Origin of the sequence: Cronobacter dublinensis subsp. dublinensis LMG 23823 (assembly GCF_001277235.1) — a bacterium.
GTDB lineage: Bacteria > Pseudomonadota > Gammaproteobacteria > Enterobacterales > Enterobacteriaceae > Cronobacter > Cronobacter dublinensis.
Genome location: NZ_CP012267.1, coordinates 153,009 through 167,392, shown reverse-complemented (window position 1 = coordinate 167,392; position 14,384 = coordinate 153,009). Strand labels below are relative to the sequence as shown.

The 14,384-nt window shown below is 61.3% G+C and carries 15 protein-coding genes; 4 read left to right on the top strand and 11 right to left on the bottom strand.

The features are described 5' to 3' along the window. Positions 1 to 729: a helix-turn-helix domain-containing protein gene (locus AFK67_RS21200; RefSeq protein WP_032967477.1), complete on the bottom strand. Its 729-nt coding sequence runs from the start codon at positions 727 to 729 to the stop codon at positions 1 to 3. 94 nt (positions 730 to 823) lie between these two features. Here AFK67_RS21200 and AFK67_RS21195 point away from each other — a divergent pair, with 94 nt between their 5' ends. Beyond that, positions 824 to 1,231 carry a nuclear transport factor 2 family protein gene (locus AFK67_RS21195; RefSeq protein WP_007727745.1) on the top strand — a complete coding sequence of 136 codons (408 nt, stop codon included), beginning with the start codon at positions 824 to 826 and terminating at the stop codon, positions 1,229 to 1,231. Between the two features lie 36 nt (positions 1,232 to 1,267). Here AFK67_RS21195 and AFK67_RS21190 read toward each other — a convergent pair whose 3' ends face one another. Beyond that, positions 1,268 to 1,756 (bottom strand): DinB family protein, encoded by a 489-nt coding sequence (locus AFK67_RS21190; RefSeq protein ID WP_007727744.1) that lies wholly within the window; start codon positions 1,754 to 1,756, stop codon positions 1,268 to 1,270. Positions 1,757 to 1,939: 183 nt separating this feature from the next. Between AFK67_RS21190 and AFK67_RS21185 the strand changes: the two genes are divergently transcribed. Continuing rightward, the gene (locus AFK67_RS21185; protein ID WP_007727741.1) at positions 1,940 to 2,383 is read left to right on the top strand and encodes an NUDIX hydrolase; all 444 of its coding nucleotides are present in this window, start codon (positions 1,940 to 1,942) and stop codon (positions 2,381 to 2,383) included. Positions 2,384 to 2,387: 4 nt separating this feature from the next. Here AFK67_RS21185 and AFK67_RS21180 read toward each other — a convergent pair whose 3' ends face one another. The 4 genes from AFK67_RS21180 to AFK67_RS21165 form a co-directional block, all read right to left on the bottom strand. Next, positions 2,388 to 5,456 (bottom strand): efflux RND transporter permease subunit, encoded by a 3,069-nt coding sequence (locus tag AFK67_RS21180; RefSeq protein ID WP_007727738.1) that lies wholly within the window; start codon positions 5,454 to 5,456, stop codon positions 2,388 to 2,390. Continuing rightward, complete coding sequence (locus AFK67_RS21175; RefSeq protein ID WP_053532930.1) at positions 5,453 to 6,604, bottom strand: efflux RND transporter periplasmic adaptor subunit; 1,152 nt, start codon at positions 6,602 to 6,604, stop codon at positions 5,453 to 5,455. The genes AFK67_RS21180 and AFK67_RS21175 overlap by 4 nt, the downstream gene beginning before the upstream one ends. A 78-nt stretch (positions 6,605 to 6,682) precedes the next feature. After that, complete coding sequence (locus AFK67_RS21170) at positions 6,683 to 7,879, bottom strand: sensor histidine kinase (RefSeq protein WP_038885090.1); 1,197 nt, start codon at positions 7,877 to 7,879, stop codon at positions 6,683 to 6,685. Continuing rightward, a complete protein-coding gene (locus AFK67_RS21165; RefSeq protein WP_007727727.1) occupies positions 7,876 to 8,568 on the bottom strand; it encodes a response regulator in 693 nt (230 codons plus the stop codon). Before AFK67_RS21165 ends, AFK67_RS21170 begins: the two co-directional genes overlap by 4 nt. A gap of 121 nt (positions 8,569 to 8,689) precedes the next feature. Here AFK67_RS21165 and AFK67_RS21160 point away from each other — a divergent pair, with 121 nt between their 5' ends. Both AFK67_RS21160 and AFK67_RS21155 read left to right on the top strand, forming a co-directional pair. Continuing rightward, complete coding sequence (locus AFK67_RS21160) at positions 8,690 to 9,469, top strand: MipA/OmpV family protein (protein WP_007727725.1); 780 nt, start codon at positions 8,690 to 8,692, stop codon at positions 9,467 to 9,469. Positions 9,470 to 9,687: 218 nt separating this feature from the next. Continuing rightward, complete coding sequence (locus AFK67_RS21155; protein WP_007727722.1) at positions 9,688 to 10,578, top strand: GNAT family protein; 891 nt, start codon at positions 9,688 to 9,690, stop codon at positions 10,576 to 10,578. 63 nt (positions 10,579 to 10,641) lie between these two features. Here the strand turns inward: AFK67_RS21155 and AFK67_RS21150 are convergent, their stop codons facing one another. The 5 genes from AFK67_RS21150 to AFK67_RS21130 all read right to left on the bottom strand — a co-directional run bounded on the left by AFK67_RS21150 (position 10,642) and on the right by AFK67_RS21130 (position 14,233). After that, a complete protein-coding gene (locus AFK67_RS21150) occupies positions 10,642 to 11,025 on the bottom strand; it encodes a VOC family protein (protein ID WP_007727719.1) in 384 nt (127 codons plus the stop codon). Positions 11,026 to 11,080: 55 nt separating this feature from the next. Beyond that, positions 11,081 to 11,776 (bottom strand): helix-turn-helix transcriptional regulator, encoded by a 696-nt coding sequence (locus AFK67_RS21145; protein WP_007727715.1) that lies wholly within the window; start codon positions 11,774 to 11,776, stop codon positions 11,081 to 11,083. Between the two features lie 47 nt (positions 11,777 to 11,823). Next, positions 11,824 to 12,366 (bottom strand): SEN1982 family lipoprotein, encoded by a 543-nt coding sequence (locus AFK67_RS21140; protein WP_007727713.1) that lies wholly within the window; start codon positions 12,364 to 12,366, stop codon positions 11,824 to 11,826. Then, positions 12,363 to 12,905, bottom strand: coding sequence for a carbapenem self-resistance protein CarG family protein (locus AFK67_RS21135; protein WP_007727711.1), 543 nt, complete (start codon positions 12,903 to 12,905; stop codon positions 12,363 to 12,365). Before AFK67_RS21135 ends, AFK67_RS21140 begins: the two co-directional genes overlap by 4 nt. Before the next feature lie 122 nt (positions 12,906 to 13,027). After that, positions 13,028 to 14,233 (bottom strand): MFS transporter, encoded by a 1,206-nt coding sequence (locus tag AFK67_RS21130; protein ID WP_032967475.1) that lies wholly within the window; start codon positions 14,231 to 14,233, stop codon positions 13,028 to 13,030. Positions 14,234 to 14,384: the final 151 nt, after the last annotated feature.

Sequence of the window (14,384 nt, the reverse complement as noted above, 5' to 3'; positions counted from 1 at the left end):
TCAGCGCCTGAAATGAGACTGCTGAAGTTTGCCCGGCGTTTCGCCAAAACGTTCGCGAAACGCCTGAATATAGGCGCTGACATTACTGAATCCGCTTTCCATCGCCGCCTCACTTACCGGCACACCCGCGAGAATGCGCGACAGAGAGGCAATAACTTTCGCCTGCTGACGCCACAGGCTGAAACGAAGCCCCGTCTGCTCGCGAAAAAGCCGACTCAGCGTTCGGACGCTGAGACCGTACTTAACGGCAAGCTGCGTCTGACTGAGTCCGTTACCGGGATGCAATAACAGCGCATCGGCTATCTGCCTGGCGCGTCGGTCCTGCGGCATGGTCAGATGCAGCGGACACGGCGCCGCTGCCATTATCTCATCGCACAACACGGCCAGTAACCGGGCCTGGCGCACCTCGCTTACTTCGTGGAACAGCCGTTCAATCAGCATCAGCATGAAGGTATCAGCACTGAAAATCCCCTCTTCGGGCGGGAGTGGCGGATGATCGCCCGTGTTGAAGTAGATAGCACCGCCGTGCATCTGGCCTGGAAAAAGGGCCTTATGACGAACGCCTGCCGGGATCCAGCCAATAACGCCTGGCGTAACCGCCCAGCGGGCACGATCGGTTTCAATCATCATGACACCTGCGATTGCCCGGTAAATCTGCCCACCGTCGTGCGTGTGCCAGCGCGTTTCATGCCGGGGTGGATGGGTAAAGTGTTCAGACGTAAGAAGCATGGCCGGTTAACCGTATTTTTTGACGTAATACGGATAATAGCCTTTACGCCCCCGGCCGTATCCTGCTTTCTCACTACACTATGAGGAGAACCCAATGGATACCGCCAAAAAAAGGGTGACCGACGCCCTGGAGCAGGTAGTTTGTCATCCCGCGCATGACGAACGCACCATTGCCCGTTTTTTTGCACCGAACTATCAACAGGTTGTGGACGGCGTGTCGCTGGATTATGCGCATTTTGTCGAACACATGGCCGCGCTTAAAGCTATCACACGGCGCATTAACCTGCGCATCCTGGCGGCCGTTATCGAGGGTGAGCAGGTGTTTACGCATCATCTCGTTGAGGTGGAAAAACGTCACGGGGCTGACGCTCAGGTGGAAGTGTTCGCGCACTTTACGCTGGCGGAAGGAAAAATCGTCCGTTGTGAAGAGCTCACGCGCCTGATTAACGGCGATGAAAGCGATAAAGCGCTGGGGCAAATGCGCCGCACAGCGTCCCATTAACAAGATGGCGAAACGCCGCCCCGGCGGGCGGCGTGGTTAACGGTGACGCTCGCGCAGAAAAATGGTCATCACATCTTTAAAGGCGCTGCCGCCGCACTCCGCGACGAGCCAGCCCACCGCGCCCCGGTGATAGGTACCGTGAAACAGCATATGGGTGATCATATCAATAGCTTTCATTTCGCCGGGCGAGCCGTCGGTAAACTGGAAGCGGATCGTCCTGGTAAAATCGGCCTCAGACATCGCGCTTACATGGGCGATATACCCGTCAGTGCTCTCGCGCAGGTTCGCTTCAAGCTCCTCCACCGATGGGGTTTGCGGCGTGTTCAGCGCCGTGTAACCGTGCGGCTGCTCCGCCAGATTGGCCTGGAAAATCCGGTCCACCACATAAATATGGTTCATCAGCCGCTGCATCAGGCGGCGCTTCTCCGGGTGCGCGGTTTCATCAACCGCTCTGACCGACGCCAGCGTGCCGGCATCCGCCCAGCGTTTATATTCCAGTAGCGTAACCAGCGTGTCCCTGTCCATTTTCTTTCTCCGTTAAGGATGAGCGTAAGCCGTTAAATTAACTTAATGCGGGGCTTGCCGTCGCTACCAATATTCAGGGTTAAGAAACACCTGCACCTGCGTCCCATGCGGTTTTCGGTATACTCTCTGGCCGCTATCACCGAAACACGTGACGATTTAATCGCCCGCTATCAAGGAGCCCGTATGCGCACACGCCCCGCCGCCCGGTTGTTGATAATGAGCCCGGAAAAACGGCTGCTGCTGTTTCGTTTCAGCCATCGCGATGACGCGCTCGCCGGGCATTCCTACTGGGCGACGCCGGGCGGCGGCGTTGAGGAGGGCGAGTCGTTCGCCGACGCGGCGCTGCGCGAATTGTATGAAGAGACGGGCATCGTGCGCGACTTCCCCGGCCCGGAAGTGGCGCAGCGCACCTTCACGATGCGCCTGCCGTGCGGCGAAGACGTTATCGCCGACGAGCACTTTTTTATCATTGATGTCGCCCGCGAAGAGGCCGACTTCTCACGCTGGAGCGACAATGAAAAACGCGTCATTCACGACCACCGCTGGTGGACGCGCGATGCGCTCGCCGACGCCCGCGAGACGATCTACCCGCGGGAATTACTCCTTGAGCTGATGCCAGCGTCGTGATCCCTCACGCGTCAGCCTTGCCCTCACGACGCCGCTGAAGCAGCAGGCTGAACGCCGCGGGCAGTACGGTGAGCGTCACCAGCGTCGCCACTATCAGCCCGCCGATAATGGCGTACGCCATCGGCCCCCAGAACACCTGATGCGAAATCGGGATCATGCCGAGAATAGCCGCGCAGGCGGTTAACATGATGGGCCGCGCCCGGTGCTCTGCGGCGGTCGCAATCGCCGCATGCGCGTCCATGCCCAGTTGCAGGTTGCCATCCACCTCGGTTATCAGGATCACGGCGTTGCGAATGATCATGCCGGCGAGCGCGATAATGCCGAGCAGCGCGACAAACCCCAGCGGCGTGCCGGTCGGCAGCATCGCCAGTACGATGCCCGGCAGGCCGAACGGCGCCATCAGCAGCGCCAGCAGCATCCGTGAAAACCGCCGCAGCTGCGCCATCAGCAGCACCAGCATAACGATAAGCGTCACCGGCAGGACGTTGTACACCGAGCTGTTGCCTTTATCCGACTCCGCCACCGCGCCATCTTCTTTGATCTCATAACCGGCAGGCAGCCGCGCGCGAAACGCCTCTATGGCGGGGCGCAGCCCGGCGGACACGGCTTCGGCGCGCAGGCCCGGCGCGAGATCGGTCTGCACGGTGATAAACGGCAGGCGCTGTCGACGCCAGATAACCGGATCGTCCAGCCCCCACGCGGGCGTCGCCACTTCGCTGAGCGGCACTTTCCCGCCGCTGGCGGTCGGCACCATCAGCGCGGAGAACGTGGCGAGGTCAAGCCGCTCGGGGTCGTTGCCGCGCAGCACCACATCCACCAGCCGATCGTTATCGCGAACCGAGGTGACGGTCGAGCCGGACCAGACGGTGTTGAGCAACTGCGCCAGACGTTGCGATGAAACGCCCGCCGCCCGCGCCGCCGTCTGGTTAACCCTGAACGTGATGACCCGCTCCGGCTCGCCTGCCGTCAGGTTCACCTCGCGGGTGAGCGGCGATTTGCCGAGCGTGTCGGCTAACGCCTGCGCCGTGCGCTGCACCTGCGCATAATCGGGCCCGCTGACGCGGTATTTCAGCGGCCAGCCGACGGGCGGGCCAAGCTCCAGCGGCGACACGCGGGTGGTGATATCGCTAAAGCGCTTCGCCAGCAGCGCGTTGAGCTGGTCGCGCAGGCGATCGCGCGCCGCCAGGTCTTTTGCCACGATCACCAGCTGCGCCGTGTTTTCGTCGTCGTCGAGAATATTCATCGGCAGATAAAAGCGCACCGCGCCGGTGCCGACATACGCCGAGTAGTGGTCGATATTGCGGTTGCCGCGAAGCGCCTGCTCAAGGCGCACCGTCTGGCGTTGCGTCTCCTGCTGCGAGGCGCTGGCGGGCAGCGAGAGCGTCACCAGGAGCTCCGGGCGGTCGGACGCCGGGAAAAACTCGCCCTGCATAAAGGGGGTGCCCCAGAGCGACAGCGCCAGCGCCAGTAGCGCCGCGCCGCACGTCGCAAGCCGGTGACCGAGCGCGAGACGCAGCAGCCGCTGATAAAACCGGCCCAGCCTCCCCGGCCCCTGATGCGCCTTTTTCATCTGCGCCGGCAAAAGCCAGGTGCCGGTGAGCGGCGAAAACAGAATTGCCACCACCCATGAGCAGAGCAGCGCTATCAACACCACGGCGAACAGCGAGTAGCAATATTCCCCGGCGCTGGAGGCCGCGAACCCGACCGGAATAAACCCGGCAATCATCACCAGCGTGCCGGTGAGCATCGGAAACGCCGTGGTTTTAAACGCCCAGGAGGCTGCGCTTTTGCGCGAATCGCCCGCCTCCAGCCGCGCCACCATCGTTTCGACGGTGATCATCGCGTCATCCACCAGCAGCCCGAGCGCGATGATGAGCGCGCCGAGCGAAATACGTTGCAGGCCGATGCCCGCGAGCATCATCCCGGCAAATGTCATCGCCAGCACCAGCGGAATGGCGGCGGCCACCACCAGCCCGGCGCGCAGGCCAAGCGACACAAACGAGACGGCAAGCACAATCAGCACGGCCTCGACCAGCACCCGGACAAATCCGCTCACCGCCTCGCTCACCACGGCGGACTGATCGGCGACTTTTACCACCTCGATGCCGTGCGGCAGCTGCGCCGCTACCTGCGCCATCCGCGCGTTCAGCGCCTCGCCAAAGGCCTGCATATTTCCGGTCGGCGCCATTGAGATAGCAAGCCCGATGGCGGGCTCGCCGTTCACGCGAAACTGCGGCACGGGCGGCTCGGCAGGCTGGCGGCTGACCGTCGCGATATCCGTCAGCGGAATATAGCGGTTGTTGATATGCAGCGTGACGGCGCGCAGGCTCTCTTCGGTGGTCAGCGCGCCGCTGACGCGAAGCGCCACGTTGTCCTGCCCGGTGCGCAGGGTGCCCGACGGCTCAACGGCGTTCTGCGCCGCAAGCGCCTCGCCGACCTGCGTAATATCCACCCCCATACCGGCGAGCTGGCGCGGGGAAAACGCGATAACGATCTGCTCCTGCGGCTCGCCCAGCAGCGTGATTTTGCCGATATCCTGCACGGACATGAGCGTGCGGCGCACGGCCTCCACGCGGTCGCGCAACTCGCGAGGCGAAAAACCCTCGGCGGTAAAGCCGTAAATCGTGCCCCAGGTGTCGTCAAACTCGTCGTTCACGGCGGGCCCCCGCGCGCCCTGCGGCAGCGACGGGGCGATATCCTGCATTTTGGTGCGCAGCTTGTACCAGATGGCGGGCACTTCCTGCGGCGGCGTGTCGTCGCGCAGGTTGACGTTAATCACCGAACGCCCGGCGCGGGTCTGGCTCTCGATGTTGTCCAGCCACGGCAGCTCCTGGAGTTTTTTCTCCAGCACATCCGTCACCAGATGCGTGGTATCCGCCACCGTCGCGCCCGGCCACAGGGTCGATACCACCGCCGTTTTGATGGTGAACGCCGGATCTTCATTGCGCGGCAGCTTTTCATAGCACAGCACGCCGGTCGCCATAATCAGCAGCATAAAAAAGCTCACCAGCTGCTGATGCGCCAGCGCCCAGGCGGAGAGGTTGAATTTTTCTTTCAGTGACGGGGCGTTCATGGCGGCGTCTCCCCAGGAATGACCTTCTCGCCGGGGCGCAGCTTGCTGACGCCTGCCGTGATAACCCGATCGCCAGGGCTGACGCCGCCGGTGAGAAGAACGTCACTGGCGGTGTAGGCGGCGATGGTGACCGGTCGCGGCTGCGCCTGCTGGCGGGCATCAATGATAAACACGACAGGGCGGCCATTCAGCCGGGTCAGCGCGGCGGCGGGCACCCTGACGCCTTTCTCCCGCGTCTGGGGCAGCGAGACCATGACGTTCGCGCCCAGCGCCATCGCCGCAGGCGGCGACGGTAGCGTAAGGCGCACCCGCCATGTCCGGGTCTGCGGGTCGGCCTGCGGGCTGATGTCCCGCAGGCGCGCGGTGGCGGTTATCGCAGGCGACGTCAGCAGTGCGACCGGAAACACCGTTTGCGCCTGGTCGGCGAACCGCTGCGGATCGCTGACATCAAGCACCACATCGCGCGCGTCGCTGGTAGCGAGCGTAAAGACGCTCTGCCCGGCGCTCACCACCTGCCCGGCCGAGGCATTAACGCCGGTTATCACGCCATCGGCGGGCGCGACAAGCTGCGTCCATGAGAGATTCTCCCCGGCGTTACGCAGCGCGGCCTCGCTGCTTTTGAGGCGCGCGACGGCGCTCTGCCAGTCGGCGCGGGCGCTGTCGAGCTGGCTGCGGGCAATCGCGCCGGACGGCATCAGCGCCTGCATGCGCTTAAGGTTGAGCGCCGCCACCCGCTCCGCCGCCTGCGCGCTCTGGCGATCGGCCTGCGCGCTCGCCGCCTGATTCTCACCGGTCGCGCGCTCAAGCGTGGCGAGCAGCTGACCTGCGCGCACCGCCGCGCCGATATCCACCAGGCGGCGTGTGATGCGCCCGTCCGTGCGAAAGCTCAGCGTCGTTTCATCATGGGCGCGGATGTCGCCGGTGCGTACGCTGGCGGGCGCGGGCGCGTCAGGCGCTATCACGAGATAGCGCACCGGGCGCGGCGGTGCGGGCTGGTCGCTATGGTGGTCGTCGCCGCAGCCGGTTAACAGCGGCAGAGTGACGGCGAGCGCCACCAACGGCAACAGCGAGAGAAAAGAAAAATGGCGCGCCGCACCGTACAGATGATGCAGGCAGTGACGGAAATAATCGCTAAAGGCTTCTGACATGACGCCGCTCCTGAGTGAAGACGGCGCCATTTCAGCGTGCCTGCGTCGAGATTCGTTCGGTTTTTCGTCAAGAAACCATCAAGGGTGACAATTTTCTGCCGTGTCGCTGGTCGCGGGCAGCGTCACGGTCATCAGCAGCCCGCCCTCTGAAGGCAGCGAAGCCTGAATGTCGCCGCCGTGCGCCGCGCAGATAGCCCGTGCGATGGACAGCCCCAGCCCGCTGCCGCCGGAGTGCCGGGCGCGCGAGGTTTCGGCGCGGGTAAAGCGCTCGAACATCACCGGCAGAAAGCCCGGATCCACGCCCGGCCCGTCATCGAGAAACGCAATGCGGTAGCCCGCCTGCGTGCAGTGCAGTCGAATATCAAGACGCCCGCCGTGCTTGCCGTAGCGCAGCGTGTTTTCCATCAACACCGTGAAAACCTGCCCGAGACGCAGCGGATCTGCCCACAGCGGCGCGGGCGACGCGGCATGAATAACCACGCGGATCCCTGACGCATCGGCCTGCGGTTTTAACCAGGCGGCGCGCTCGCGCAGCAGTTCGCTCAGGCATATCGCCTCGCGATCGAGCGTCAGCTGCCCGGCGTCAGCCAGCGACAGCAGATGCAGTTCATCGGTGAGGCGGTTCAACAGCTGAAGCTGGCGCATCACCATTGTCAGTTGCTGCGCGTCGGGCGTGAAAACGCCGTCCAGCATCCCCTGCAGGCGGCCCATCGCGGCGGTAAGCGGCGATCTTAACTCGTGCGCCATCGCCACATGCGAGGCGCGCAGCTCCTTTTCATAGCGCGCGAGCTGGCGGGTCATGGCGTTGAAATCGCTCGCGAAGCGCACCATCTCTTCAGGCGCGTTTTCAACCAGCTCCGCCTGACGCCCGAACTCGCCCTGCGTCACGTCTTCGGCCACATCTCGCAGGCGGCTGAACTGGACAGAAAGCGGCCGGGCATATTTCAGGCCCATAAAAATGATAAAGGGGATCATCACCAGCACCAGCACGCCGAGCAAAATCCAGTCGCTGGAGGCGATAGACGGCGTGGAGTATTCAAGCCCCCACCAGGCGTCGACGATGTCATGAAAACGTGCCGGATCCAGCTGCGGGTTATCCGCCAGCCGGAGAAATTCCTCGCGCAGCGCAGGTGGCATCCGGTGCATTATCCAGTAATTCTGCACCGCGAAGCGCAGCCACATGCAGACCGCGATGACAATCACCGTGCCGAGCGCCAGCGCGATGATCCGCCCGCAGAGCCAGCGCCAGAGCGACTGATATGCGTGATTTTTCATGGTTGCCGGAACCTGTAGCCGATGCCGCGCACGTTGATAAGCACCCCGCGCAGGCCCGCGCTCTCAAGCTTTCTGCGCAGGTTATAGACATGCGTATCCACCACGCGCTCCAGCGCCTCGCTCTCCGGCAGGCAGTGTTCCAGCAGATAGTGGCGGGCAAACGGCCGCGTGGGGTGACGCAACAGCACGGTCAGCAGGGAAAATTCGGTGGGCGTGAGGTCCAGATGCGTGACGTCGCCGTCGCGATCGAGGGTTGCGGTGATCGCGACTGTGTCTACCGTCAGCGCCTCCCAGCGCAGGACTTCTTCCTGCGTCGGCGTTTTGGCAGTACGGCGCAACACCGCCTGGACGCGGGCCACCACTTCGCCGGGGTGGTAGGGTTTGACGACGTAATCATCGGCGCCGTAGCGCAGCGCGCCTATCCGGTCCGGCGTGTCGCCCATCGCCGTGACCATAATCACCGGCACGTCGCTTGCGCGGCGCAGCGCCGCCAGCACTTCCGTGCCGTTCAGCACCGGCAGCATCACGTCCAGCAGCACCAGATCCGGCTTCCAGCGCTGCGCGTTATCAAGCCCCGACTGGCCGTCCGCCGCGATCTCCACGTCGTAATTTTCACGCCGCAAATAGGCCTCCAGCACGCTGGCGGCATCGGCGTCGTCCTCAATAATCAGTACCCTTTTGGTTACCATCTGTTCACCTTGACAGTTTCTTAACAGTTTCCTGACCGTTCATTGATAAGAGTGGCCCAGAATGCGCATCGAACCCGGTAGCCAACCGTTCAAGCCCATTTCCCGTCCAAAAGGAGCCACGATGATAATACGAAACTGGACGCTGTACATGCTCATCGCGTTATCGGGCGTCGCCACGACCGCGGCGGCGCAGGAGAGCAGCCCTGACAGCCTGACGCTCGGCGTGGGCGGACAGTACGCGCCGCGCTACAGCGGGGCGAACCACCAGACGCTGACCGTTGCGCCCGTCGTGCAGGCCCGTCACGGCGCGTTCTTTTTCGATACCGAAAAGGGGCTCGGCTACGATCTGCAAAGCGACAGCGGCGTCTATTTTGAGCACGCGCTCGGCGTAAGCCTCGGACGCGCGGACAAAAACAGCGACTGGCGCGAAGGCGCGAATTCGCTCAAAGGCATGGGCACCATTAAAACCGCGCTGAACACGAGCCTCGCGCTCGGCTGGTCCGCCACGCCGTGGCTGGTGGTGGAAGGCAAAGCGACGCTGCCGTTAACCGACAGTCAGGGCGTACAGTATCAGACATCCCTCACCCTGCTGCCCTTCCAGAACACCACCGACACCGTCGCGTTTCAGTCGGCCGCGCTGTTCGGCGACAGCCGCTACATGAATACGTTTTACGGGGTCAGCGCGCGTCAGAGCGCGCGCACCGGTTACGGGAGTTACGACACGCAAGGCGGGTTTTACGGCGTCAGTACTAACCTGAGCTGGAGCCACCAGTTTGGCGAGCACTGGGGCACCACCCTGAGCGCCGGTTACACCTGGCTTGGCGATAAAGCGGCGGACAGCCCGATTGTGCGCCAGCGCCATCAGACGACGGCCGCCGTGGCTGTAACGTACACGTTCTGATGGCGTCGCCCGCTCCCGCATGAAAAAACGCGAAGTCGGGTTCTGGAGCATGGTCGCGCTGGCTATTCTGGCGACGTATATCGCGGTCTATTACGTCTACGTGCGGGCTTAATGTTTCCTTAACCCGACGCGACGACAATAGGCTTTTATTTCGCGCCTGAAAGCGCGCGCGATAACAGCGACTGACTTACACAGCAAAAGATTACAGGTGCGGTATTATGCAAGTTAAAACCGTTGTCGGCCGTCTGACTGGCTGGCAGAAATCCGACGCGCAGACTTATCAGCGTCTTTATCATCAGTTTGGCGGCTCGGTCTGCTGTCACCCGGACGTGCTGGCATTTTTAAGCCATGAGCAAAATCTGACGCTCGACTATTTCGCGCTGAAAGACGGAAATAACGACGTGGGCGCGTGCTTTTCCGTTAACGGTAAAAGCAGCCTCCAGCACAGAAATTTTCCGGTGGTCTTTGATGATGTGTGGTTCCCCGTGCGACCGCAGGGGCGCCTCTACCTGCCGATCACGAGCAAACGCCTCTCTCCGTCGCACAACGGCGCGTTTATCAACACGCTGTTCTCCGGGCGTCTGAAGCATAAAGTGGCGTATATCAAAGAGAAAATCTCGAATACGTCCGAGAAAAAACGCCGCAAAGAGTTTGAGAAATTCTGCGCGATGGGCGGCGTGGTCCGCGAGGCGAGCAGCTTTTCATCGCACGAGCTCGCCACGATTTACACCACGCTTTTTACCCTGCGCTGGCAGGGCAAAATATACTGCTTCGCCCATGACGATCTGGTCCGTACCTTTGACGCGCTGCGGCATCTTATTTTCGGCAGCGTGCTGTTTATCGATAATCGCCCGTGCGCGTTCGATATTATTTTTATGAGCCGCAACGCGTCGTGGATCTATTTCGACGACATTAACGGCGGTTACGATCCGCAGTACACCACGCTCAATCTCGGCAGTATTTTACTGTGGCTCAATACCAGCAACGCCCGCGCGCTCTGCGCGGCGGAAAATAAACAGATGCGCTTTTCGCTGGGGATTTATAAGGATTTCTGGAGTTATAAAAAGCAGTGGTGCGACATTATTCCGCTCGGCAGAACTTTTTTCTGACGCGCGGGAACCGGAAAACGGGCCGCGGCCCGTTTCCTTTTTGTTACGCCCGTGAGCGCGCCATTATTGCTCAGGGTTCAGAAAGCAGACGCGCAGGCGGTGGCCGTCCGGGTCCACTACCGCGAAGGTGTAACCAAAATCCAGCTCCACCGGGCTCTGGATCACCGTCGCCTGACGCTCCATGCACCACAGCGCGTAAAAATGGTCGACCTCTTCCCGCGCCTGCACTTTAAAGACGATTTCGCCAGCGGGCACCGGCGCGCGCTGGTTCACCACCGGCTCGACGGTATAGCAGGACCACAATCCGAGCTTAAAGCCATTATCCAGCACGAATAACGCGAACGTCGGCTGTTTCTCAACCGGCTGCGCGCCGAGCAGATCCGCGTAAAATTCAACGCTTTTCAGGACGTTATGAACGTAAAGAATAGACATATCGGCAGTTAACATGGTGCTCTCCTTGTGGGTGAGCCCTGACAATATCAGCCGGGTGTGTCAGTTTTTGTCAGTAGGTTTTCGCCTGCGCGATCCCCTCGGCAGTTTTCCACGCTTTCAGAAGCTGATAGCGCGACTGCGGACACAGCTCGTCGCTTATCGTCACCCCGGTGATGCGATCGAGACGGAAATGCCGGAACGCCTGGCGCAGCTCGCACCAGCACGCCAGCACCCTCGCCTCCTCGAAAAACCCTAACGCAATCGGCCAGACGCAACGCGAGGACGGCGCGCCGTGTTTGTCGGCATAGACCATGTTGAGCTTGCGCCGCTTATGGATGGCCTGGCGAATATCCGCCAGAAACCGCAGGCTGCTGTCATTGCCGGGCGGGGCCACCATCAGCGAGGGGTAGTTTATCTGCTGTGCGAGGGTGTCCGGCAGGATGGCGCGAATTTTCGCGACCGCGTTGCGTGCCGCCGCCTCAAGCTGCGGGTCGGTATGGCGCATCACCCAGTGCAGGCCTAGCATCAGGGCATCCACTTCGTGCGCGTCAAACATCAGCGGCGGCAGCTGATAATCTGACTGTAAAATGTAGCCAATCCCAGCGCTGCCTTCGATTTCAACACCCTGCATCTTCAGCGTATCAATATCACGGTAAACACTGCGCACGCTAACGCCGAGCCGCTCCGCAAGCGTCGTCGCAGTGACCGGGTAGCGATGAGACCGTAAAAGCTGCAGCAATTCCAGAAGCCGTTGTGTGCGGGTCATGTCGGTTCTCGGGTTACGCGCCTGTCGCAGGCAGAAATGTGATGAATTCAGTAGAGCAGATCGAGCGGCTCGGGGCTGCGCGTCAGCCTGAGTTTGCCATGCGCATCGCGCGTAAAAAAGGCCTGGTAACGCACGTTTTTGTTGCCGCTGATGAGATTATCGAGTTCTGTATCGGCCATGCGCAGCGAAGCATTCTTAGCCCATTCAGGCAACGCGGACAGTGCATAGGTAAACGTCACCTGGACGCCATCGCGCTGCGAGTGGATCTCGCGTATCGTGCCGACCCGCATTCTCCCGTAGCAAAAATCGTGATGACGGTGATATTCCGCGCGGCCTTTATGGCTCAGCGTCCAGACTTTCTGGTGGCCTTCCTGATGCGTAACGACAAGCCCGGCATCGACCAGCGCCTCCATGCGGGCGTTCAGCCACGGCTCGGTACCCGCACGGCTGGTCACAGGCCAGGTGGTTTCCCCAAGACAAAGTGACCTCTCGTCCAGCGCCTGCTGAATAAGCGAACGGTAGGGCTCGTCCTGTTGCGCGGCGCTGCTGACGCGGATAAAAAACAGGGCCAGCACCGCCCACGCTCTCACGAAAACTTATCCATGTTCAGCGTGCGGAACGCGTCGTCGATATCGTTAAAGGACGTATCGGTGGTATACGCCCCTGCGGGTTGCCAGAAAAACGCGGAGACGCCTGGGTCCTGCGTGTTGCTTGCTATCCGGTAGCGCGTGAATGTTACGGCAGTGGCATCGGTTAAATCAGCACTTTCTGATGCGTCGGCCACTTTCACCGCACTGACCAGATAAAAAATATGGTTCGCCTGATAGAGTTCGTAACCGCTGATTTTGGTCGTTGAAGCAGAGAGACGGAAATCGCTCCAGGTAAAGCCCTCGCCGTCCGGTACCGGTACAATTAACCACGCGTGGTCTTTCTGGATATATATCGTCAGCGTGCTGCTGGGGTGCGAGGTATTATTATCGTACGTGGCGGATAAAAGCAGATCGGCAATGCCGTCCTGATTCAGATCGAGCATATTCGGGCCATCTTTCAGCGCAACAGGCGTTATCGGTTCCGCATGGACGCAGGCGCTCGCAAGCAGCGAAGCGAAAAATAGCGCACTCAGTTTCATCTTAATCATTCCCTTTAAAATAGATGATTATGGTTATTACCTGTTGCGGTGCGCTGGCTTGACCAGGCCCGCGCACTACGATAACGGCTGCGAAAAATTAATCCAGCGTAACCGCTGCCGCTTTAATTGTTTAACGACGCCGGGACGGCGCGCTTATCGGTGATCAACGCCAGTAACGCGACCACGAGCGGCACCAGCGAACACCACAGCACCGCATTCCAGCCCACCAGGCTTAGCAACGCGCCGGAAGAAAACGAGCCCACTATCATCACGCCAAACACCACAAAATCGTTCAGCGACTGCACCTGCGTTTTCTCCTCCGGGCGATGGTAGTCAATAATCTGCGCCGACGCGCCGGTAAAGCCGAAGTTCCAGCCGATGCCAAGCAGGATCAATGACAGCCAGTAATGCCCGACCGCCGTGCCGGCAAGCCCCGCCGCCACCGAAAGCGCGGTGATCGCAAGGCCCACTGCGGCGATGCGTTTCGCGCCGAAGCGGCTAATCAGCCTGCCGGTAAAAAAGCCGGGCGCGTACATTGCAATCACGTGCCACTGAATGCCGAGGTTCGCATCCTGCTGCGACAGGCCGTGCATGTGCATCGACAGCGGGGCGGCGGTCATCAGAAAATTCATCACCATATACGCCACCGCGCCGCTGAAAACGGTGCGGCCAAAGCCTGGCTGGCGCACGATTTCGCGAAGCGGCCGCCCGCGCACCTGATGTTCAGGGGCGACCGGCGCGGGGGCTTTCACGCCCCACAGCACCAGCGCGGAGACTGCCGCCACCAGCGCCTGGGCGAGATACGTGGCGGCAAACGTATAGGGCGGCCAGAGATCCATCGTGCCGGTCACCAGCATCGGGCCGACAATGCCCGCCGCGACGCCGCCGCCCATCACCAGCGACAGCGCCCGCGCGCGTCGTTCGCGGGCCACGCCGTCCGTCGCCGCAAAGCGAAAAGAGATAGCGACAGCGGCATACGCGCCGCTCATAAATCCGGCAAAACAGAACAGCCAGAAAGAGCCGATGACCACCGCCAGCGCCGCCGTCAGCCCGGTCAGTACGCCAGTGCTGGTGCCCGCGAGGAACGCCGCGCGTCGGCCATACCGGCGCGCCAGCGCGCCAAAGGGTAAAATCAGCGCCGCCATGCCGACGACAAAAATCGTCAGCGGCAACGTGGCGAGCGCGCGGTCGGGCGCCATCGCGTCGCCGACTATCGCGCCGGTGGCATAAAACACCACCGAGTTGGCGCCCGCCAGCGCCTGGGCCGTCGCCAGACGGACAATATTCTTATTCTGTTGCCCGACGGGCAGCGTCACTTCCGCACTCATTACAGCTCCTTTAATAATAAGCGCCGGGTAACGCGCTTTCAGTGTGGCTAAATTATCAACCATACCTGTAAATTGATACTTCGTTTTTTTATATTCGTCATTGAAATACTTGGGATATATGCCCTCTCAGCGCCACGCGCCGTCGCGTTCT

What these genes read in the sequence shown, in the direction of transcription:
- AFK67_RS21200 (WP_032967477.1), bottom strand. Translation starts at nt 729, where the DNA reads ATGCTTCTTACGTCTGAACACTTTACCCATCCACCCCGGCATGAAACG.
- AFK67_RS21195 (WP_007727745.1), top strand. Translation starts at nt 824, where the DNA reads ATGGATACCGCCAAAAAAAGGGTGACCGACGCCCTGGAGCAGGTAGTT.
- AFK67_RS21190 (WP_007727744.1), bottom strand. Translation starts at nt 1,756, where the DNA reads ATGGACAGGGACACGCTGGTTACGCTACTGGAATATAAACGCTGGGCG.
- AFK67_RS21185 (WP_007727741.1), top strand. Translation starts at nt 1,940, where the DNA reads ATGCGCACACGCCCCGCCGCCCGGTTGTTGATAATGAGCCCGGAAAAA.
- AFK67_RS21180 (WP_007727738.1), bottom strand. Translation starts at nt 5,456, where the DNA reads ATGAACGCCCCGTCACTGAAAGAAAAATTCAACCTCTCCGCCTGGGCG.
- AFK67_RS21175 (WP_053532930.1), bottom strand. Translation starts at nt 6,604, where the DNA reads ATGTCAGAAGCCTTTAGCGATTATTTCCGTCACTGCCTGCATCATCTG.
- AFK67_RS21170 (WP_038885090.1), bottom strand. Translation starts at nt 7,879, where the DNA reads ATGAAAAATCACGCATATCAGTCGCTCTGGCGCTGGCTCTGCGGGCGG.
- AFK67_RS21165 (WP_007727727.1), bottom strand. Translation starts at nt 8,568, where the DNA reads ATGGTAACCAAAAGGGTACTGATTATTGAGGACGACGCCGATGCCGCC.
- AFK67_RS21160 (WP_007727725.1), top strand. Translation starts at nt 8,690, where the DNA reads ATGATAATACGAAACTGGACGCTGTACATGCTCATCGCGTTATCGGGC.
- AFK67_RS21155 (WP_007727722.1), top strand. Translation starts at nt 9,688, where the DNA reads ATGCAAGTTAAAACCGTTGTCGGCCGTCTGACTGGCTGGCAGAAATCC.
- AFK67_RS21150 (WP_007727719.1), bottom strand. Translation starts at nt 11,025, where the DNA reads ATGTTAACTGCCGATATGTCTATTCTTTACGTTCATAACGTCCTGAAA.
- AFK67_RS21145 (WP_007727715.1), bottom strand. Translation starts at nt 11,776, where the DNA reads ATGACCCGCACACAACGGCTTCTGGAATTGCTGCAGCTTTTACGGTCT.
- AFK67_RS21135 (WP_007727711.1), bottom strand. Translation starts at nt 12,905, where the DNA reads ATGAAACTGAGTGCGCTATTTTTCGCTTCGCTGCTTGCGAGCGCCTGC.
- AFK67_RS21130 (WP_032967475.1), bottom strand. Translation starts at nt 14,233, where the DNA reads ATGAGTGCGGAAGTGACGCTGCCCGTCGGGCAACAGAATAAGAATATT.